At 51.7% G+C, this 19258-nt stretch carries 17 protein-coding genes and 1 rRNA gene; 3 read left to right on the forward strand and 15 right to left on the reverse strand.

The features are described from left to right. The 5 genes from ACLD4K_RS14115 to pepQ form a co-directional block, all read right to left on the reverse strand. Window positions 1–459: ribosomal RNA gene (locus ACLD4K_RS14115) — 16S ribosomal RNA — on the reverse strand; the annotation flags it as partial. 376 nt (window positions 460–835) lie between these two features. Next, window positions 836–1381 (reverse strand): menaquinone-dependent protoporphyrinogen IX dehydrogenase, encoded by a 546-nt coding sequence (gene hemG / locus ACLD4K_RS14120; protein WP_000853982.1) that lies wholly within the window; start codon window positions 1379–1381, stop codon window positions 836–838. Window positions 1382–1392: 11 nt separating this feature from the next. Beyond that, a complete protein-coding gene (gene trkH, locus ACLD4K_RS14125; protein WP_000545688.1) occupies window positions 1393–2844 on the reverse strand; it encodes a Trk system potassium transporter TrkH in 1452 nt (483 codons plus the stop codon). Between the two features lie 38 nt (window positions 2845–2882). Beyond that, window positions 2883–3497, reverse strand: coding sequence for an IMPACT family protein (locus ACLD4K_RS14130; protein WP_000378897.1), 615 nt, complete (start codon window positions 3495–3497; stop codon window positions 2883–2885). Next, window positions 3497–4828, reverse strand: coding sequence for a Xaa-Pro dipeptidase (gene pepQ / locus ACLD4K_RS14135; protein WP_000444529.1), 1332 nt, complete (start codon window positions 4826–4828; stop codon window positions 3497–3499). Before pepQ ends, ACLD4K_RS14130 begins: the two co-directional genes overlap by 1 nt. A 189-nt stretch (window positions 4829–5017) precedes the next feature. Between pepQ and fadB the strand changes: the two genes are divergently transcribed. Continuing rightward, window positions 5018–7207, forward strand: coding sequence for a fatty acid oxidation complex subunit alpha FadB (gene fadB / locus ACLD4K_RS14140; RefSeq protein ID WP_411012033.1), 2190 nt, complete (start codon window positions 5018–5020; stop codon window positions 7205–7207). 9 nt (window positions 7208–7216) lie between these two features. Further along, window positions 7217–8380 carry an acetyl-CoA C-acyltransferase FadA gene (gene fadA / locus ACLD4K_RS14145; RefSeq protein WP_411012034.1) on the forward strand — a complete coding sequence of 388 codons (1164 nt, stop codon included), beginning with the start codon at window positions 7217–7219 and terminating at the stop codon, window positions 8378–8380. 196 nt (window positions 8381–8576) lie between these two features. Here the strand turns inward: fadA and ACLD4K_RS14150 are convergent, their stop codons facing one another. The 3 genes from ACLD4K_RS14150 to ubiD form a co-directional block, all read right to left on the reverse strand. After that, complete coding sequence (locus ACLD4K_RS14150; protein ID WP_000669888.1) at window positions 8577–10400, reverse strand: aryl-sulfate sulfotransferase; 1824 nt, start codon at window positions 10398–10400, stop codon at window positions 8577–8579. Between the two features lie 253 nt (window positions 10401–10653). Beyond that, window positions 10654–11355 (reverse strand): NAD(P)H-flavin reductase, encoded by a 702-nt coding sequence (gene fre / locus ACLD4K_RS14155; RefSeq protein WP_183058909.1) that lies wholly within the window; start codon window positions 11353–11355, stop codon window positions 10654–10656. 85 nt (window positions 11356–11440) lie between these two features. Continuing rightward, window positions 11441–12919 carry a 4-hydroxy-3-polyprenylbenzoate decarboxylase gene (gene ubiD / locus ACLD4K_RS14160; RefSeq protein WP_000339760.1) on the reverse strand — a complete coding sequence of 493 codons (1479 nt, stop codon included), beginning with the start codon at window positions 12917–12919 and terminating at the stop codon, window positions 11441–11443. A 185-nt stretch (window positions 12920–13104) separates the two neighbouring features. Between ubiD and rfaH the strand changes: the two genes are divergently transcribed. Next, window positions 13105–13593 carry a transcription/translation regulatory transformer protein RfaH gene (rfaH, locus tag ACLD4K_RS14165; protein ID WP_001192410.1) on the forward strand — a complete coding sequence of 163 codons (489 nt, stop codon included), beginning with the start codon at window positions 13105–13107 and terminating at the stop codon, window positions 13591–13593. A 7-nt stretch (window positions 13594–13600) separates the two neighbouring features. Here rfaH and tatD read toward each other — a convergent pair whose 3' ends face one another. The 7 genes from tatD to ubiE form a co-directional block, all read right to left on the reverse strand. Continuing rightward, window positions 13601–14383: a 3'-5' ssDNA/RNA exonuclease TatD gene (gene tatD, locus ACLD4K_RS14170; protein WP_411012035.1), complete on the reverse strand. Its 783-nt coding sequence runs from the start codon at window positions 14381–14383 to the stop codon at window positions 13601–13603. 41 nt (window positions 14384–14424) lie between these two features. Then, window positions 14425–15204: a Sec-independent protein translocase subunit TatC gene (tatC, locus tag ACLD4K_RS14175; protein ID WP_000257554.1), complete on the reverse strand. Its 780-nt coding sequence runs from the start codon at window positions 15202–15204 to the stop codon at window positions 14425–14427. 2 nt (window positions 15205–15206) lie between these two features. Then, window positions 15207–15755 (reverse strand): Sec-independent protein translocase protein TatB, encoded by a 549-nt coding sequence (tatB, locus tag ACLD4K_RS14180; protein ID WP_000459612.1) that lies wholly within the window; start codon window positions 15753–15755, stop codon window positions 15207–15209. A gap of 3 nt (window positions 15756–15758) precedes the next feature. After that, entirely contained in the window at window positions 15759–16013 is a 255-nt protein-coding gene (gene tatA, locus ACLD4K_RS14185) for a Sec-independent protein translocase subunit TatA (RefSeq protein WP_000508972.1), read from the reverse strand. Window positions 16014–16219: 206 nt separating this feature from the next. After that, window positions 16220–17860: a ubiquinone biosynthesis regulatory protein kinase UbiB gene (ubiB, locus tag ACLD4K_RS14190; RefSeq protein ID WP_000187559.1), complete on the reverse strand. Its 1641-nt coding sequence runs from the start codon at window positions 17858–17860 to the stop codon at window positions 16220–16222. Further along, window positions 17857–18462 (reverse strand): ubiquinone biosynthesis protein UbiJ, encoded by a 606-nt coding sequence (gene ubiJ / locus ACLD4K_RS14195; protein WP_183058911.1) that lies wholly within the window; start codon window positions 18460–18462, stop codon window positions 17857–17859. The genes ubiB and ubiJ overlap by 4 nt, the downstream gene beginning before the upstream one ends. Window positions 18463–18471: 9 nt before the next feature. After that, a complete protein-coding gene (ubiE, locus tag ACLD4K_RS14200) occupies window positions 18472–19227 on the reverse strand; it encodes a bifunctional demethylmenaquinone methyltransferase/2-methoxy-6-polyprenyl-1,4-benzoquinol methylase UbiE (RefSeq protein WP_000229009.1) in 756 nt (251 codons plus the stop codon). Between the last annotated feature and the right edge of the window lie 31 nt (window positions 19228–19258).

The following is a 19258-nucleotide window of genomic DNA, read 5'->3' on the forward strand; positions in this document are numbered from 1 at the left end:
CAACACCTTCCTCCCCGCTGAAAGTACTTTACAACCCGAAGGCCTTCTTCATACACGCGGCATGGCTGCATCAGGCTTGCGCCCATTGTGCAATATTCCCCACTGCTGCCTCCCGTAGGAGTCTGGACCGTGTCTCAGTTCCAGTGTGGCTGGTCATCCTCTCAGACCAGCTAGGGATCGTCGCCTTGGTGAGCCGTTACCTCACCAACCAGCTAATCCCATCTGGGCACATCTGATGGCAAGAGGCCCGAAGGTCCCCCTCTTTGGTCTTGCGACGTTATGCGGTATTAGCCACCGTTTCCAGTAGTTATCCCCCTCCATCAGGCAGTTTCCCAGACATTACTCACCCGTCCGCCACTCGTCAGCGAAGCAGCAAGCTGCTTCCTGTTACCGTTCGACTTGCATGTGTTAGGCCTGCCGCCAGCGTTCAATCTGAGCCATGATCAAACTCTTCAATTTAAAAGTTTGATGCTCATGAATTAAACTTCGTAATGAATTACGTGTTCACTCTTGAGACTTGGTATTCATTTTTCGTCCGAGGACGTTAAGAATCCGTATCTTCGAGTGCCCACACAGATTGTCTGATAAATTGTTAAAGAGCAGTGCCGCTTCGCTTTTTCTCAGCGGCGCGGGGTGTGCATATTACGCTTTCCCGCTTCAGAGTCAAGCGTTTATTTTCGCTTTTCTCCGTGAGGTTCTGGTCTGAACCCCACTGACCCGGCGGCCTGTGTGCCGTTGTTCCGTGTCAGTGGTGGCGCATTATAGGGAGTTATTTCTGCCTGACAAGAGGAAATTTAAAATAATTTTCTGAGTGCGCACTTTTTATTCTTTGCGTTTATTTTGCCGACGATTTGTTGGTTAAATGGGCTATTTCACGGGCAAAGTGCGCAACTTGCTCCCAGTCGGTGTACACCACTTCTTTACTGGTATCCGTTTCGCCGCCCGACATCTTCATAATAAGCTTGATCATCAGACGGTCATACCAGCGATAGCGGGGATAGCGAAGCGCGCCTGCAATGACGGCACAGTAGTCAGGTCGCCACGGAGAACTCATTAAAAACTTACGCGCGTAGCTGTTAGTCTGCGGCGTCCGTTTTTCAGCTTTACGCGCCACCAGGTTAACGGAATAAAAGGCGCTCGGCATTCCGTTCAACCGCGTGGCATATTTCTTAACAAACTCCTGAAAGGCGCTGTGGTAATGACCATAACGAATAGACGCGCCAATCACTACGCGATCATAGCTATCCCAGTCAGGCTCTTCTGCGCGATGCAGATTAACGACATCGGCCCAGATCCCCATCTCTTTGAGTTCAGAAGCCAGATAAGAGGCAATTTCGCGCGTTTGTCCGTCCCGGGTAGAGAAAAGAATCAATGTTTTCACGTGTTACTCCATTATTCACGCCAGAAAGTCGGGGTAAAAAGTACCAGCAAAGTGAATACTTCCAGACGACCAAATAGCATGTTGGCGATGAGTATCCATTTCGCAACCGGATTCATACTGGCGAAGTTATCAGCAACCACCCCCAGCCCCGGTCCCAGGTTATTAAGCGTAGCCACTACCGAGGCGAAAGCCGAGAAATCATCTACGCCTGTAGCGATAATGGCCAGCATACTGACGATAAATACCAGCGCGTAGGCAGAAAAGAATCCCCAGACGGCTTCCAGAATACGTTCTGGCAGCGCCCGGTTCCCCAGCTTAATACTGTAAACGGCATTCGGATGCACCAGACGTTTGAGTTCGCGGTTCCCCTGTTTAAATAACAACAGAATACGGATGACCTTTAACCCCCCGCCCGTTGACCCGGCGCAACCGCCAATAAACGCGGAACATAGCAGCAAGACAGGCAAAAACAGCGGCCAGCGCGCAATGCTGTCCGTGGTAAACCCTGCCGTTGTCGCCATCGACACAACCTGGAAGAATGCCTGATTTAGCGTTGTCAGCGCCGAGTCGTAGATATTATGGAACCACAGTACCAACGTGCAGATCACCACCAGCGTCAACTGTACGCCGATGAACATGCGGAATTCCGGATCGCGCCAGTATACTTTCAGGCTACGCCCGCTTAGTAAAGAGAAATGCAGGCCATAGTTACAACCGGAGATCAGCAGGAAAATAGCGATGATGGTATTAATAGTGGGACTATCAAAATAGCCTACGCTGGCGTCATGCGTTGAGAAGCCGCCGATAGCGATAGTGGAGAAGCTGTGTCCGATAGCGTCAAACGCGGGCATCCCTGCAAACCATAGCGCCAGCGCGCAGGCTACCGTTAGCAAGACATAGATAAGCCACAGCGTTTTCGCCGTCTCGGCAATACGCGGGCGCATTTTGTTATCTTTGAGCGGCCCCGGCATTTCTGCCCGATAGAGCTGCATCCCCCCGACGCCGAGGATAGGGAGAATCGCCACCGCCAGCACAATGATCCCCATACCGCCAAACCATTGCAGCATCTGACGATAAAAGAGAATGGCGTGCGGTAATGAATCCAGCCCCACCAGCGTAGTGGCGCCCGTGGTGGTTAACCCGGAGAACGATTCAAAAAAAGCATCTGTAATGGTGAGGTTTGGGCTTTCCGAGAAAATAAACGGTAGCGCACCCACGCTGCCCAGCACGGTCCAGAACAGCACCACGATAAGAAATCCTTCGCGGGATTTCAGCTCGCCCTTTTCCCTACGATTTGGCCACCACAGTATGGAACCGATCGCCAGCGCGACAAAAAAGGTCTGCGTGAACGCTCTTCCTGCGCCATCACGATATATTAGCGCTACCAGTCCCGGGAGAATCATTGTCCCCGAAAATAAGATAACCAGTAGTCCAACGATTCGGGTAATGGCGCGAAAATGCATCTCTGCCGCTTCCTTTATTCTTAAAAATGAGGTGGGGATTATTCTTCAATCGCTAACAATTGCAATGAACCACGGCTAAAATCCGCCAGTTTTGTGGAAAATGCATTCACATGAGCAAAAGGAAGCGCCACCCTGAGCCGAACAGACGCCTGATAATCGCTGGAAACGATCTTCCCGGCAAACTGTCCTAATAATGCTTCGATTCCGGCCAACTGACCGTACTCACACTGCAAAGTATATTCGGTTAATGGCGTCTTGCGTTGTGTGGCAAGCTGACGTAATGCCTGATTCACACCGCCGCCATAGGCTTTTACCAGCCCGCCCGTACCCAGCAGAATACCACCATAGTAGCGCACGACGACGGCAGTAATCTCTCCGACGCCGCTGCCCATCAATTGCGCAAGCATCGGCTTGCCTGCCGTTCCCGCCGGTTCGCCGTCGTCTGAAAAGCCCAGTTGCTGTGAGTCGTCCGGCGCACCCGCCACCCACGCCACACAATGGTGGCGCGCATCAGGGTGCTCAGCTCTGACTGACTCAACAAACGCTTTCGCCGCGTCTACGCCATCGGTATGCGCCAATAGCGTAATAAAGCGGCTTTTTTTGATCTCTTCAACAACGGTGACCGGCGCTGCAGGGATTAACCAACTGTCCATTACGCCAGTTTTAAATCCCGCGTCATGTTTTCCACGCCGTTTTCGTGGATGACCACGTTATCTTCAATGCGAATACCGCCGAAAGGCTTGAGCGCTTCAATTTTCTGCCAGTTGAAGTGCTTGCTGAACGGCCCTTCGCGCCACGGCGCTAACAGCGATTCGATGAAGTAAATCCCCGGTTCGATGGTCAACACCATTCGCGGCTGTAACACACGCGTGCAGCGCAGATACGGGTATTTGGACGGCGCGGCGAGATGCGTACCGGAATCATCCTGCATAAACCCGGCCACATCGTGTACCTGCAGACCCAACGGATGACCAATACCGTGCGGCATAAACGGCCCGGTGAGATCATTTTCCACCATCGCCTCTTCACTCATGTCGGTAATGATTTGATGTTTACGCAGCAGCTTCGCGATGCGCTGATGGAACTGAATATGATAATCCACATAGCTGACGCCCGCCTTCATGGTAGCGATCAGCGCCAACTGTTCGTCGTTAACATCTTTCACCAGGTGGGCGTAGTCGTTATCGCTTTTCGCCGACCAGGTTCGCGTCAGATCCGCCGCGTAGCCGTTGTATTCCGCGCCCGCATCCAGCAGGAAACTGCGCATTTCAGACGGTGCCTGATGATCCAGTTTCGTGTAATGCAGCACGGCGGCATGTTCGTTCAGCGCCACAATGTTGCTGTATGGAACATCGGTATCGCGATGTCCCGTGGCGGTCAGGTACGCCAGGTTGATGTCGAACTCGCTCATGCCGGAACGGAAGGCCTCTTCCGCCGCACGATGACCGCTCACCGCCATTTTCTGCGCTTCGCGCATACAGGCCAGTTCATAATCCGTTTTATAGGCGCGGTAGTAATGCAGATAGTCGATAACACCTTTCGGGTTGATGTTGCTGGCGGCGATATCCAATTGTAGCGCGCGCTCAGGAACCGGGCCGATATAGCCGATATTGCCACGCGCGGCAGGCAGTTGGCTGCCGATGCCATCCGCTTTCGGTAAGGCGACGACCTCGACTTCTTCTGTCCAGAAGGACGTTGGCAGCGGTTCAACGTTATGCCAGTAATCGACCGGCAGATAAAACCACAATTTGGGTTTGTTGACGCCATCGACCAACAGCCAGCAATTTGGAACCTGAGTTACCGGCACCCAGGCTTTAAACTGCGGATTGACCTTAAACGGATAAGGGTGATCGTCGAGAAAGACGTTGAAAAGCTCGCCGGAATGAATAAGTAACGCATCCAGCTTAAAGCGCGCCAGAACATCGCGCGTCCGTTCTTGTAAGGTAACAATATGATTTTTATAGAGCGCGGCCAGTGATTCCATTTTTTACCCTTCTGTTTTTTTGACCTCAAGTTTCCGCATCTTAGCACATCGCCCCACGAGAGCGTGATCTCTGCCGAGCGTGATCACATCGGCATTTCTTTAATCATTTATTTGCATTTTTTTAACACAAAATACACACTTCGCTTCATCTGGTACGACCAGATCACCTTGTGGATTCAGGAGACTGACATGCTTTATAAAGGCGACACCCTGTACCTCGACTGGCTGGAAGATGGCATCGCCGAACTGGTGTTCGATGCTCCAGGCTCGGTCAATAAACTCGACACCGCAACCGTCGCCAGCCTCGGCCAGGCGCTTGAGGTGTTGGAAAAGCAACACGATTTAAAAGGGCTGCTGCTGCGCTCTAATAAAGCGGCCTTTATTGTCGGCGCGGACATCACCGAATTTCTTTCACTGTTCCTCGTCCCCGAAGAGCAGTTAAGCCAATGGCTGCATTTCGCTAACAGCGTCTTTAACCGTCTGGAAGATTTACCCGTACCGACCCTTGCCGCCGTAAACGGCTATGCGCTGGGCGGCGGGTGCGAATGCGTGCTGGCCACCGATTACCGTCTGGCGACGCCAGACCTCCGTATCGGCCTGCCGGAAACTAAACTGGGCATCATGCCGGGTTTCGGCGGCTCCGTTCGTCTGCCGCGTATGCTGGGCGCAGACAGCGCGCTGGAGATTATCGCGGCAGGTAAGGATGTCGGTGCTGAACACGCGCTGAAAATCGGCCTTGTGGACGGCGTGGTCAAACAAGAGAAGCTAATTGAAGGCGCGATAGCGGTATTACGTCAGGCGATTAACGGCGACCTCGACTGGAAGGCCAAACGTCAGCCGAAGCTGGAGCCGTTGAAACTCAGCAAAATTGAAGCAGCGATGAGCTTTACCATCGCTAAAGGCATGGTCGCACAAACGGCCGGTAAACATTATCCGGCGCCGATGACCGCAGTGAAAACCATTGAAGCCGCCGCGCGTTTTGGTCGTGAAGAAGCGCTGAATCTGGAAAATAAAAGCTTTGTTCCGCTGGCGCATACCAATGAGGCTCGTGCGCTGGTCGGTATCTTCCTCAACGATCAATATGTAAAAGGTAAAGCCAAAAAGCTGACCAAAGATATTGAGACGCCGAAACAGGCAGCCGTACTGGGCGCGGGCATTATGGGCGGCGGTATCGCTTACCAGTCGGCCTGGAAAGGCGTACCGGTCATCATGAAAGATATCAACGATAAATCGTTGAACCTCGGCATGACCGAAGCGGCCAAGCTACTGAACAAACAGCTGGAGCGCGGCAAGATCGACGGTCTGAAGCTGGCGGGCGTCATTTCGACCATCCACCCGACTCTCGATTATGCCGGTTTCGATCGCGTAGATGTTGTTGTCGAAGCGGTAGTCGAAAATCCGAAAGTCAAAAAAGCGGTACTGGCGGAAACCGAGCAGAAAGTGCGCCCGGAAACCGTGCTGGCCTCAAATACCTCCACCATCCCGATTGGCGAACTGGCAAGCGCCCTGGAACGTCCGGAAAACTTTTGCGGTATGCACTTCTTTAACCCGGTACACCGGATGCCGCTGGTTGAAATCATTCGCGGCGAGAAGAGTTCAGACGAAACTATTGCCAAAGTCGTCGCCTGGGCAAGCAAAATGGGCAAGACGCCGATTGTAGTCAACGACTGCCCCGGCTTCTTTGTTAACCGCGTGCTGTTCCCCTATTTCGCCGGTTTCAGTCAACTGCTGCGCGACGGCGCGGATTTCCGCAAAGTCGATAAAGTGATGGAAAAACAGTTCGGCTGGCCGATGGGCCCGGCCTATTTGCTGGATGTTGTCGGCATTGATACCGCGCATCACGCGCAGGCGGTAATGGCGGCAGGCTTCCCGCAACGGATGCAGAAAGAGTATCGCGACGCTATCGACGCGCTGTTTGAAGCAAGCCGCTACGGTCAGAAGAACGGTCTGGGCTTCTGGTGCTATAAAGAAGACAGCAAGGGTAAGCCGAAGAAAGCAGAAGATGCCGCGGTGGATGACCTGCTGGCAAGCGTCAGTCAGCCGAAACGCGACTTCAGCGACGACGAGATAATCGCCCGTATGATGATCCCGATGATTAACGAAGTGGTTCGCTGTCTGGAAGAAGGCATTATCGCCAGCCCGGCGGAAGCCGATATGGCGCTGGTCTACGGCCTGGGCTTCCCTCCGTTCCACGGCGGCGCATTCCGCTGGCTGGATACACAGGGCAGCGCGAAGTATCTCGATATGGCCCAGCAGTATCAGCACCTCGGCCCGCTGTATGAGGTGCCGGAAGGGCTGCGTAATAAAGCGCGCCATAACGAACCGTATTATCCCCCGGTTGAACCAGCCCGTCCGGTTGGTTCTCTGAAAACGGCTTAAGGAGTCACAATGGAACAGGTTGTCATTGTCGATGCTATTCGCACCCCGATGGGCCGTTCGAAGGGCGGCGCGTTTCGCAACGTGCGGGCAGAAGATCTCTCCGCCCACTTAATGCGTAGCCTGCTGGCGCGTAATCCGTCGCTTACAGCGGCGGCCCTCGATGATATTTACTGGGGCTGCGTACAACAAACGCTGGAGCAAGGCTTCAATATTGCCCGTAACGCCGCGCTGCTGGCAGAAATTCCCCATTCGGTACCGGCGGTCACCGTCAACCGTCTGTGTGGTTCCTCGATGCAGGCGTTACACGATGCAGCGCGAATGATCATGACCGGCGATGCGCAGGTTTGTCTGGTTGGCGGCGTGGAGCATATGGGGCACGTGCCGATGAGTCACGGCGTGGATTTTCACCCGGGTCTGAGTCGCAACGTCGCCAAAGCGGCAGGGATGATGGGGCTAACGGCGGAAATGCTCTCCCGCCTGCACGGCATTAGCCGGGAAATGCAGGACCAGTTCGCCGCGCGTTCTCACGCTCGCGCCTGGGCCGCCACCCAGTCTGGCGCATTCAAAACGGAGATTATCCCGACTGGCGGTCATGATGCAGACGGCGTGTTGAAGCAGTTTAACTACGATGAAGTGATCCGCCCGGAAACCACGGTCGAAGCGCTATCAACGCTGCGTCCGGCATTTGATCCGGTTAGTGGCACGGTCACGGCGGGCACCTCATCCGCGCTTTCTGATGGCGCAGCCGCCATGCTGGTAATGAGCGAAAGTCGTGCCCGTGAGCTGGGTCTGAAACCTCGCGCCCGTATTCGTTCAATGGCAGTGGTTGGTTGTGATCCGTCAATTATGGGTTACGGGCCGGTTCCGGCGTCAAAACTGGCGTTGAAAAAAGCGGGACTGTCGGCCAGCGATATCGATGTGTTTGAGATGAACGAAGCGTTTGCCGCACAGATCCTGCCATGCATTAAGGATCTGGGATTGATGGAGCAGATAGACGAGAAGATCAACCTCAACGGCGGCGCGATCGCGCTTGGTCATCCGCTCGGCTGCTCCGGAGCACGTATCAGCACCACGCTTATCAACCTGATGGAGCGCAAAGACGCGCAGTTTGGTCTGGCGACGATGTGTATTGGTCTGGGTCAGGGCATCGCCACGGTGTTTGAGCGGGTTTAATCAAAGATAATATCCCCTAAATAACTCGCATTGCAGCGCAGCGGCAACTGAGCGAATCCCCGGGAACATAGATAACTATGTGCCCGGGGTGAGCAAAGGCAGCCAACAAAGAGGCTGCGCGAATTATGACGGGAAACAGTTTAGTTGCCGTTTTTCCCGCCCGTCAGGGGCGGGTTTTTTCACCGTATGGCCCGCTCTACTCAGTAAGCGCTTTGGTCAGGCTAAATGGCATAGCCTGATATCCACGCGCACCATGTATTTGCATTTCGACCACAGGCTCTTTTTCTCCCCATTTGAACTCTTCCAGATACGGATTAGGCAAGCTGGTAAATGCGCCTACCGACAAATCAAACGCACCACCTGCTGTTGCGGAATACACGAACACAGAATTCTTGTCAGTCTGGTACTCGGTGATAGAGGTTACCGGGCTAAACCACTCGTTCCCGCGCTCTTTACCGTATTGCCAGATCTGTTGGACTGTCTTGTTTTTCTGGTCGATTTTGTAAATCACGGAGCGACTGTATTTCATACTCTGCATAGCAGGCTGTTCTAAGCCGCGGCCATCGCCATTGTCGAAAGCGGAAAGGTATAAGATATCGCCTTTACTCTTACTATCAATTTTAAAGGCCGTATGTTGCGTCCATGTCCAGTCGAAGTCACCCTCGCAGCCACTGTCCTGGCAAGCAATTTTTTGGCCTTTGCTATCCACTGGCGTCAGAATTGCGGCATTAAATGGCGCTTTCCAGCCAGCAGGCGTACCCAGTATCCACTTCACTTTCTTATCGCGGCCGATTTTGATAATCGCACTCTGGTGGCGGGAGCTGATGATGATGGAATCATCTTCACTGTCATAGTCGACGCTGTTGACATGCGCCCAGTTGCGGCCAGCCCCACTACCCACGATATCCCCGAATTTGTCGGAGGAGTCCAGCGCCGCCAGATCTTCTTCGCTCAACGTATGGCCGGACTGGCTGGCGTCGATATTCAGGCACACAGCGCCCTGATCGAGGGTTTTCATTATCACATCACGATAAGGATCGAGGATATCAAACAGACGCCATTCATCCACTACCACGCCGTTCTGATCAACTTCGGCAATCACATCACGCACGGTACGAACATTTTTTCCATCAGGACGTTTATAGTTAGAGCTGGCTACACGCAGGAAGTAGTGACCGTTGGCCGCGTTATCCATTGAGTGTGAAAAATCGTTATAATTATCCGGCAGGCGGCGGTTAAAGATTTCACGCCCCATGATATCGTATTTCACATAACGCTGACCGTAGCCCCACGATAATGCGCCATCCTGGTTTTGTTTAAAGCCCATCATAACGCCAGCACGATAAATTGACTTTAAATCATAAATTGAACTTGGATTCATAAACCAACGAATATCACCGGAGGTGTCGATAATAGCGTTAGCTGTAGTGAAGTTCCATTCTAATGCACCACCAGTAGGGTTGTTCCAGACAGTACGCGTTCCATTTCCAGACTTATCTTTCGTATTATTCAAAAGATACAAGCGATCTTTAAATTCTGGCGAAACCTTTTTAACATCGATAGTAAAGAGTGCTGATTGTTCTTCTTTTGTACCCGCTGATTCAATATAGGCAGGCGGTGCATACATTTTATAGCTTTCTTTGATATTTTCGGTTTTACTACCCTGGATTCTTGTATATTCAACTTCAACGGTATTGACATAATCTGGGTAAAGACCAAAGACGGGAATACCGCCATACGTTAAAAGGTATTTATTATTAACTTTATACGCGATCTCCTGGCCATTTTCTTTAGGTACAATCCGTACATGCACGTCACGTAACTGGTAACCGCCATTACGAATAACGGCGGTTAGCGGCGCGATATCATAGGGGTTCATAACAACTTCGCCAATTTTTCCCTGGACCTGATAGTCCACTTTAGCGCCGCTGGCGCCGCCGATGGCGAAAGCAGTAGAAGGTACTGATGACAAAATTGCAACAGATAATGCGAGAGAAGTTAAAGCATATTTAAATTTCATAACACTCTCCATTTTATAAATAAATAACTAATTTTCCTTTTTATGTTTCTTTTATAAGAATAAAAGAAGCATATATAATTAACTGTTTTTATTGATAGCCTCAGGACATAATATTACTTAATTTATTACACGCAATAAAAAGCCTGTAGATATTCAATATCATAACGTTTTATAGTTGACGATTAATTAATATTTAAGAAGGCTTTTAGGTAGGCTAACGTAAAAAGGGACGCTACTGCGTCCCATAAAATAGTTAAATAAATGCGAATGCATCGCCAAACAGACGATCTTCCCGCGCGTTACGCTCATGACAGAACAGATCGCGGGCGATTTTCGCCATCTCAAATCGTCCGGCAATATAAATATCGTGCCCCGCCAGCGTACCATAATCCTGCAATACCGCCGTAAGTACCGTTCCTGTACGTCCACGCCAGCCTTCTTCCGGCTGCTCGACAACAGGTTCAATACGCAAATTCGGATGGTTAACAGAGAGTGCTTCCAGCTCAGAAAGATCATAGAGGTGCTTTTCTTCGCGACCGCCCCAGTAAATGGTAACATCGCGGTTCGGGTTGCGCGCTAACGCCGTCAACAGGATGGAGTGCACATAAGAAAAGCCCGTACCGCCCGCGATCAGAATCAACGGACGCTCTTCATCATCACGTAGCCAGGCGTCGCCATGCGGAATATCGACGACGATTTCCCGGTCTTTCAGAATCCGATCCATGACCGCCATCGCATACAGATTGAGCTCGGAAGCGCCAATGTGTAATTCAATAAACCCTTTCTCGTCCGGCGTTGAGGCCATCGAAAACGGGCGTTTGTCACGCTCGTCCATGACGACCATCAAATACTGACCAGCGCGGAATGTAAACGCCGCGTCCGGCACTAAACGAACCCGATATACGGTATCGGTGATAGCTTCTACCGAGGTCACTTTACAGCTTAAGGTTGTCATGCGCTCCCTCTGTCGGGTGTCGGGTCAATACCGACATTTTTCAAGCCGAGTCGCCGCAGCCTGAAATGTCGATGTCCGCTTTCAGTTATTTAAAGATAGCCAGCTCATCCCAAATCGCATCAATGCGCGCGGTAACTTCAGGATCTTTAACAATAGGACGACCCCACTCGCGTTGGGTTTCGCCCGGCCATTTGTTTGTGGCATCCAGCCCCATTTTTGAACCCAGCCCGGAGACCGGCGAGGCAAAATCCAGGTAATCAATCGGCGTATTTTCAACCAGCACCGTATCCCGCGCAGGGTCCATACGGGTGGTAATCGCCCAGATCACATCATTCCAGTCGCGTGCGTTAACGTCATCATCGCAAACGATAACAAATTTCGTATACATAAACTGGCGCAAAAACGACCAAACGCCCATCATGACGCGTTTCGCATGACCAGCGTACTGCTTTTTCATCGTCACTACCGCCAGGCGATAAGAACACCCTTCCGGCGGCAGATAAAAGTCGACAATTTCCGGAAACTGTTTTTGCAGAATAGGCACGAAGACTTCATTGAGCGCCACCCCTAATACCGCAGGCTCATCGGGCGGACGCCCGGTATAGGTGGAGTGATAGATGGCATCCTCACGCTGCGTAATATGCGTGACGGTAAAGACCGGAAAGTTATCCACTTCATTATAATAGCCCGTATGATCGCCATACGGTCCTTCCGGCGCCATCTCTCCCGGCTCAATGTAACCTTCAAGGATAATCTCGGCGCTGGCAGGCACTTCCAGATCGTTAGAAAGGCATTTAACCACTTCAGTTTTCGTGCCGCGCAGCAAGCCCGCAAAGGCATACTCCGACAGAGTATCGGGAACTGGAGTCACGGCGCCAAGTATCGTCGCCGGATCGGCACCCAATGCGACGGAGACCGGGAAACGTTCACCCGGACGCGCGGCTAACCACTCCTGAAAATCCAGCGCGCCGCCGCGGTGAGACAACCAGCGCATAATCAGCTTATTTTTACCTATCAACTGCTGACGATAAATGCCCAGGTTTTGCCGTTCTTTGTGCGGGCCACGCGTTACCGTCAGTCCCCAGGTAATCAGCGGCGCGGCGTCGTCCGGCCAACAGGTCATGACTGGAAGACGCGTTAAATCGACATCATCGCCAGACGCGATTTTCTGCTGGCAAGGCGCGCCGCGTAACCGTTTCGTCGGCATATTCAGCACTTGCTTAAACTGCGGCAGCTTGTCAAACAGATCGCGAAAGCCTTTCGGCGGCTCAGGTTCTTTCAGAAACGCTAATAATTTACCCACTTCCCGTAATGCGGAAACATCATCCTGCCCCATGCCCATCGCCACGCGTTTTGGCGTGCCAAAAAGGTTGCACAGCACCGGCATGGCGTAGCCTTTAGGATTTTCAAACAGCAACGCAGGTCCACCGGCACGCAGCGTGCGGTCAGCGATTTCCGTGATTTCCAGATGAGGATCCACAGGTAACGTGATGCGTTTTAGTTCCCCCTGCTGCTCAAGTAGCGTCAGGAAGTCGCGTAAATCGTGATATTTCATGGCGTCCATTGTAGCCTCTTGGTAAGCGCATCATTATACGGCGTTCATCATCGGGATGCTGTATTTTTGTTAAATTAGCGTGAACTCTGGCAACCAACGCTAATCCAGATACGGCTTAAAGGATGAAGTGTATAATTAACTTCGCGCATGGCTTTTGCTATGCTTGCGCCCCGAACAAGCGGATAAGAGTCATTATGCAATCCTGGTATTTACTGTACTGCAAACGCGGGCAACTTCAGCGTGCTCAGGAACACCTCGAAAGACAAGCGGTAAGTTGCCTGACACCGATGATCACCCTGGAAAAAATGGTACGCGGAAAACGTACCTCCGTCAGCGAACCGCTCTTTCCTAATTATCTGTTCGTTGAATTTGATCCGGAAGTGATACATACCACTACAATCAACGCCACGCGCGGCGTCAGCCATTTTGTGCGCTTTGGTGCGCATCCTGCGATCGTGCCTTCCAGCGTTATTCATCAGCTTTCTATCTACAAGCCCGAAGGCGTTGTCGATCCTGAAACCCCCTATCCCGGCGATAGCGTCATCATCACGGAAGGCGCATTTGAAGGGCTGAAAGCGATTTTTACCGAACCGGATGGCGAAACGCGTTCGATGTTACTGCTTAATTTACTCAATAAAGAAGTGAAGCAGAGCGTAAAAAACACCGGTTTTCGCAAGATTTAGCGATCGTTCAGAATACGACCTCAAATAAGGTTCTGGCGTTGGCATCTGTCATCGCCGCTAACCATTGCGGATCTTCACCACGCCATAGCGCAATGCGCTCCAGGATGTGAGGCAGATACGCGGGCTCGTTGCGTCGTGACGTTGGTTTCGGCGTAAGATCGCGAGGCAACAGATACGGCGCGTCGGTTTCTATCAGTAGCTTTTCCGCTGAAATAAACGGTAAGAGTTCACGTAGCTCAAGCCCGCGTCGTTCGTCGCAAACCCACCCGGTAATACCGATATAGAGCCCTCTGTCCACACAGGCCTGCATTTGCTGGCGTGAACCGGTAAAGCAGTGCAGTATTGCACCAGGAAGACTATCCAGCCAGGGATCAAGCAATGCCAGAAATCGCTCATGCGCGTCCCGGCAGTGCATAAAGATTGGCATCTGTAATTCGGCGGCAATTTGTAGCTGCGCCTGAAAGGCACGCTCCTGTTCCTGCGGCGTGGAAAAATTGCGATTGAAATCCAGCCCGCACTCACCGATAGCGACGACTTCCGGCTGGTTCGCCAGCGCAATAATGGCGTCTTCAGACGCGGATGACCACTGACTGCTGTCATGGGGATGGACGCCAGCCGTCGACCAACAATGGGGGTAGCGCCGCGCCAGTTTTAACGCCTGCTGACTTTCATGGATGTTCGTTCCGGTCAGTAGCATACCTTTTACTCCCGCCGCAAACGCACGGGCGACCACATCATCACGATCTTTTGCAAACTGGCTACTGGTTAAATTAACGCCAATATCAAACATGCTTGCCCCCATATGACAACCGCCCTGACGGGCGGTTGTGTTTAGTCTTCAGTGTGCTCGGCCTTTTCGGTTTCGGCCTCGTTATCTTCGTCGCGCGTCCGTCGCTTACCGACATAAAAGCGTGAGCAGAAAACGCCAATTTCAAACAGGCAGTACATCGGTATCGCCAGCAACGTTTGCGAGAAAACATCTGGCGGCGTAAGCAGCATTCCCACAATGAATGCCCCGACCAGGATATAAGGCCGTTTTTTACGCAAATCTTCTGGCGTGGTGATGCCCATCCAGCACAGCAACACAATCGCCACCGGCACTTCAAAGGCTACGCCAAAGGCCATAAAAAGCGCCATGACAAAGCTAAGATAGCTGGCGATATCTGTCGAAACCTGTACCCCTTCCGGCGCCGTATGCGTCAGGAAACCAAAGGCCAAAGGGAATACGACAAAATAGGCGAAGGCCATACCAATGTAGAAAAGCAGCGAGCTGGATACCAGCAGCGGTACGACCAGACGACGCTCATGCTTATACAGCGCCGGGGCGATAAAGGCCCAAACCTGGTACAAAATGACAGGCGCGGATAAGATCAAAGACACCATGAAGGTGAGTTTGATAGGCGTAAAAAACGGCGACGCCACATCCGTCGCAATCATTGTCGCCCCTTGCGGCATCTGTTTAATCAGCGGTGCGGCGACTAAATGATAAATATCATTGGCGAAATAAATTAACGCCAAAAAAATCAGAAGTACTGCGACGATGCAGTTTAGCAGGCGCTTACGCAACTCGATCAGATGCGTGATAAGCGGTTGAGTATCTTCTACAGCCATGTTTACGGTTTATCACTCGACGAGGGGGAAGATTCGACAACAGGCGCAGCGGATTTCTTCTCGGCGTCTATCGTGGCTACGGAAGCGGTTTCCGTCGACTCAGGCACGTTAGCTTTAACGGGCTCCGGCTTTTGTTCCGGCGCGCTCGCCTGTGTTTCAGCGGCGGCAGGGGTGACGCCCTCATGCTGCGTTTCGTTCCCTTTTACCACCGGATTATGGATGGTATGCGCTTCATCGCTCGCTTGTTCGGGATCGTTAGCGCTGTAGGTGCGTTTCATCGACTCCGCGGCCTGACGCAGTTCATCCATAGATGCTTTCAGTTCGGGAGTCAGATTTTCCAGGCTCGCCTTTTCGACTTTTTTCAGACTGTCCTGGAACTCCTGAAGTTTCAGTTCCTGAGTCAGTTCATTCTGAACCGTTGTCGCAAGGGACCGCAACGCGCGAATCCAGCCCGCTACCGTTTTTACCGCTACTGGCAATCGTTGCGGCCCCAACACAATGAGGCCGATAACGAACACTAACAGCAGTTCGCTAAAACCGATATCAAACACGGATTATACCTGCTCTTTATCTTGGCTTTTAGCGTCTTCCTTTTTCGCTTCGCCTTGCTTATCCGCGATAGATTTAGCGGTAAAATCAGCGTCCTGACTGGTTTTATCCTGTTTGGCATCATCATCGCTCATGGCCTTTTTAAAGCCTTTGATAGACGCGCCAAGATCGGAACCGATGGAACCGAGTTTTTTGGTGCCGAACAGCAGTACGACGATGACGGCAACAATCAACAACTGCCAAATACTGATACCACCCATACATGTTCCTCTGTGATAGATGATGAATTATTAGGGCCGCATTATACACATTATCCTTCGCGCTGCCTCTTTGTTAGCCGCTTTCGCCCGCCCTATTCACATATTTTTACATACGACCGGGACGACATTGACTTGCGGCCTGAGTACTGCCTCGAGTGATAATATGTACCTGCGTGACACAACCGATGTTGAGCGATAAAAAAATCTCAACGAGTTTTACGCCAGCCAACCAGCCAAACAACTACGCCGCCGACCATGAGCCAGCCAGGCATCAATCCCCATTCAGGGCGGTTGACGAGTAAGAATGACCCGCTCAGTAACAGCGTTGCGCCAATTCCCAATAAATAACGAGACTGACTTTGGCGCACATGGTTTACCTGTAACTCGCGCGCAATCTTATCAACACTGTGCTGTAAATATTTGCCCTGGCGCAAACTGTCGTACACCAGTTCAGGTATTTCTGGCATTTTTTCGACCCAGAACGGCGCTTTTTCTTTAAGAGCCCGCGTGAGAGCCGGAATACCCACCTGATCTTTGATCCAGGACTCAAGAAACGGCTTCGCCGTTTTCCACAAATCAAGCTGAGGATAAAGTTGCCGCCCAACACCTTCAACATACAATAATGTTTTCTGCAACAACACCAGTTGCGGCTGGACTTCCATGTTAAATCGACGCGCTGTATTGAAAAGGTTTAACAACACATGACCAAACGAGATTTCCGCGAGCGGCTTTTCAAAGATAGGTTCACAGACGGTGCGGATGGCAAACTCAAAATCTTCAACGTTGGTATCTGGCGGAACCCAGCCTGAATCGACATGCAGCTCCGCCACCTTTCGGTAATCGCGGTTAAAAAACGCGATAAAGTTTTCTGCCAGATAGCGCTTATCTTCTTTGTTTAGCGACCCGACGATACCGCAGTCAATGCCGATATATTGCGGGTTTTCAGGGTGTTCATGGCTGACAAAAATATTTCCCGGATGCATGTCCGCATGGAAAAAGCTGTCGCGGAAAACCTGGGTGAAGAAAACTTTAACCCCGCGTTCCGCCAGCAGTTTCATGTTGGTGCCGTTCTTTTCCAGCGCCGCCACATCCGAAACCGGAATGCCGTATATCCGCTCCATCACCATCATGTTCTGGCTACAGTAATCGGAGTACACCTCCGGGATATACAGCATGGGACTATTTTCAAAATTGCGGCGTAACTGAATCGCGTTGGCTGATTCCCGCAGCAGATTCAGCTCATCGATCAGCGTTTTCTCATACTCACGCACCACTTCCGTCGGGCGCAGACGACGCCCATCCGGCAACAGGCGTGGTACCCAGCGAGCAAGGCGATAAATCAGTTTCAGGTCTGCCTGAATTACCGGCAAAATATCCGGGCGAATGACCTTAATAACCACTTCTTTACCGTTTGATTTCAATCGCGCGGTATGTACCTGGGCGATTGACGCCGACGCTAAAGGCTGGATATCAAAGTCGTCAAACCAGGCTTCGACAGGTAGCCCTCCCATCGCCTCTTCAATCTGGGCTTTCGCCAACCGACCATCGAATGGCGCGACTTTATCCTGGAGCAAAGCGAGCTGATCGGCGATTTGCGGCGGGAACAGGTCACGGCGTGTGGAGAGCATCTGACCAAATTTGATCCAGACCGGTCCCAGCTCTTGCAACGCCAGTCTTAATCGTTCACCCAGCAATTTATCTTTATGCCGGTTTGGCATCCAGAACAGCGAATAGCGCCATAATCGGAGTGGCAGTGTAAGACGCATTCGGGGGATAAGTTCATCAAGGCCGTAGCTTAAAAACGTGCGGATGATGAAATATAGGCGCCGTACTTCACCTGGCGTCATTTGGCCTCCAGTTTTTCCAGCCGTGTGGTCAGAGCATCTACGGCGCGCTCAACAGCCGCGGTTTCTTCGGCAAACCATGCGACTTCCAGCGGGCCAGGCGCCATACGCCACTCTTCAGTGATCGCTTCAGCGGCATAACGCTGCTGACGTTGAAACCCGTGGCGCAGGAATTTAGCCCCGCCACGCACGACCTTACCGATACTTTCCGCCGCAATATCACCCGTGTATGGCGCCAACAGCTCCGCAGGATCGAATTCGGCAAGATCGGCGAGCGCCACAAAATTTTGCACGACCTGAATATCGCCCTGCACTTCCAGTTCGCCGCTGCGAATAAGCGCGGCCAACTGCTGACGATCGCGTAGTTTTGGCAAAACGCTAGCTTGAGTGATTACCGTACAGTCCGCTTCGCCTTCCCATGCCCCCAGCACATCAATCTGGCGTTCACTGAATACCAGGACTAATGGCGTCGAAAATCCCTTTAGTTTCACACACAGTACTTTTCCCTGTAAGCGCGTTCTGGCTGATTTCAGCGCTGGCGAACGATACAGAAACGTATTGAGGAGACCTTCAATTCCTGCGGTCACTAAGGGTTTAAAAGGCATTCCACCCTCCTAAAATTTATAACCACGGTGCAATGCCACAACGCCCGCCGTCAGATTGTAATAATCCACGCTCTCAAATCCGGCGTCCTGCATCATGGCTTTTAAGGTATCCTGATCGGGATGCATACGGATGGATTCCGCGAGATACCGATAGCTATCCGCATCGTTCGCGACCATCGAGCCAATACGCGGTAAAATATGGAAAGAATAGGCGTCATACGCTTTACTCAGCGGCTCAATAATAGGCTTGGAAAATTCAAGCACCAGTAAACGTCCGCCGGGTTTCAACACACGGAACATTGACCGCAGCGCTTTTTCTTTCTCCGTTACATTGCGCAAACCAAACGAAATGGTAATGCAATCAAACGTGTTATCAGGGAAAGGCAGAGCTTCGGCATTCGCCTGCACATACTCTACGTTGCCGATCACGCCGATATTACGCAGCTTCTCACGCCCCATTTTGAGCATAGAATCATTAATATCCGCCAGGATAACTTTGCCAGTTTCCCCGACCATACGTGAAAATTTCGCGGTAAGATCGCCCGTACCGCCCGCTAAATCGAGAACGGTTTGTCCACGACGCACGCCACTGCAATCAATGGTGAAGCGCTTCCACAAACGATGAATGCCAAATGACATTAAGTCATTCATCACATCGTACTTTGACGCCACAGAATGAAAAACGTGGGCCACCATGTCAGCTTTCTGCTCTTTAGCGACGGTCTGAAAGCCAAAGTGCGTCGTTTCTTGTGAATCTTCCACCATCTCAGTGCCTGCTTATCGATAAAAATGTTCA

Source organism: Salmonella sp. 741265055_HSA (assembly GCF_046569525.1).
GTDB lineage: Bacteria > Pseudomonadota > Gammaproteobacteria > Enterobacterales > Enterobacteriaceae > Salmonella > Salmonella enterica.

Coding starts and splice junctions, on each gene's coding strand:
- trkH (WP_000545688.1), bottom strand. CDS start 2,844: ATGCATTTTCGCGCCATTACCCGAATCGTTGGACTACTGGTTATCTTA.
- ACLD4K_RS14130 (WP_000378897.1), bottom strand. CDS start 3,497: ATGGACAGTTGGTTAATCCCTGCAGCGCCGGTCACCGTTGTTGAAGAG.
- pepQ (WP_000444529.1), bottom strand. CDS start 4,828: ATGGAATCACTGGCCGCGCTCTATAAAAATCATATTGTTACCTTACAA.
- fadB (WP_411012033.1), top strand. CDS start 5,018: ATGCTTTATAAAGGCGACACCCTGTACCTCGACTGGCTGGAAGATGGC.
- fadA (WP_411012034.1), top strand. CDS start 7,217: ATGGAACAGGTTGTCATTGTCGATGCTATTCGCACCCCGATGGGCCGT.
- ACLD4K_RS14150 (WP_000669888.1), bottom strand. CDS start 10,400: ATGAAATTTAAATATGCTTTAACTTCTCTCGCATTATCTGTTGCAATT.
- fre (WP_183058909.1), bottom strand. CDS start 11,355: ATGACAACCTTAAGCTGTAAAGTGACCTCGGTAGAAGCTATCACCGAT.
- ubiD (WP_000339760.1), bottom strand. CDS start 12,919: ATGGACGCCATGAAATATCACGATTTACGCGACTTCCTGACGCTACTT.
- rfaH (WP_001192410.1), top strand. CDS start 13,105: ATGCAATCCTGGTATTTACTGTACTGCAAACGCGGGCAACTTCAGCGT.
- tatD (WP_411012035.1), bottom strand. CDS start 14,383: ATGTTTGATATTGGCGTTAATTTAACCAGTAGCCAGTTTGCAAAAGAT.
- tatC (WP_000257554.1), bottom strand. CDS start 15,204: ATGGCTGTAGAAGATACTCAACCGCTTATCACGCATCTGATCGAGTTG.
- tatA (WP_000508972.1), bottom strand. CDS start 16,013: ATGGGTGGTATCAGTATTTGGCAGTTGTTGATTGTTGCCGTCATCGTC.
- ubiB (WP_000187559.1), bottom strand. CDS start 17,860: ATGACGCCAGGTGAAGTACGGCGCCTATATTTCATCATCCGCACGTTT.
- ubiJ (WP_183058911.1), bottom strand. CDS start 18,462: ATGCCTTTTAAACCCTTAGTGACCGCAGGAATTGAAGGTCTCCTCAAT.
- ubiE (WP_000229009.1), bottom strand. CDS start 19,227: ATGGTGGAAGATTCACAAGAAACGACGCACTTTGGCTTTCAGACCGTC.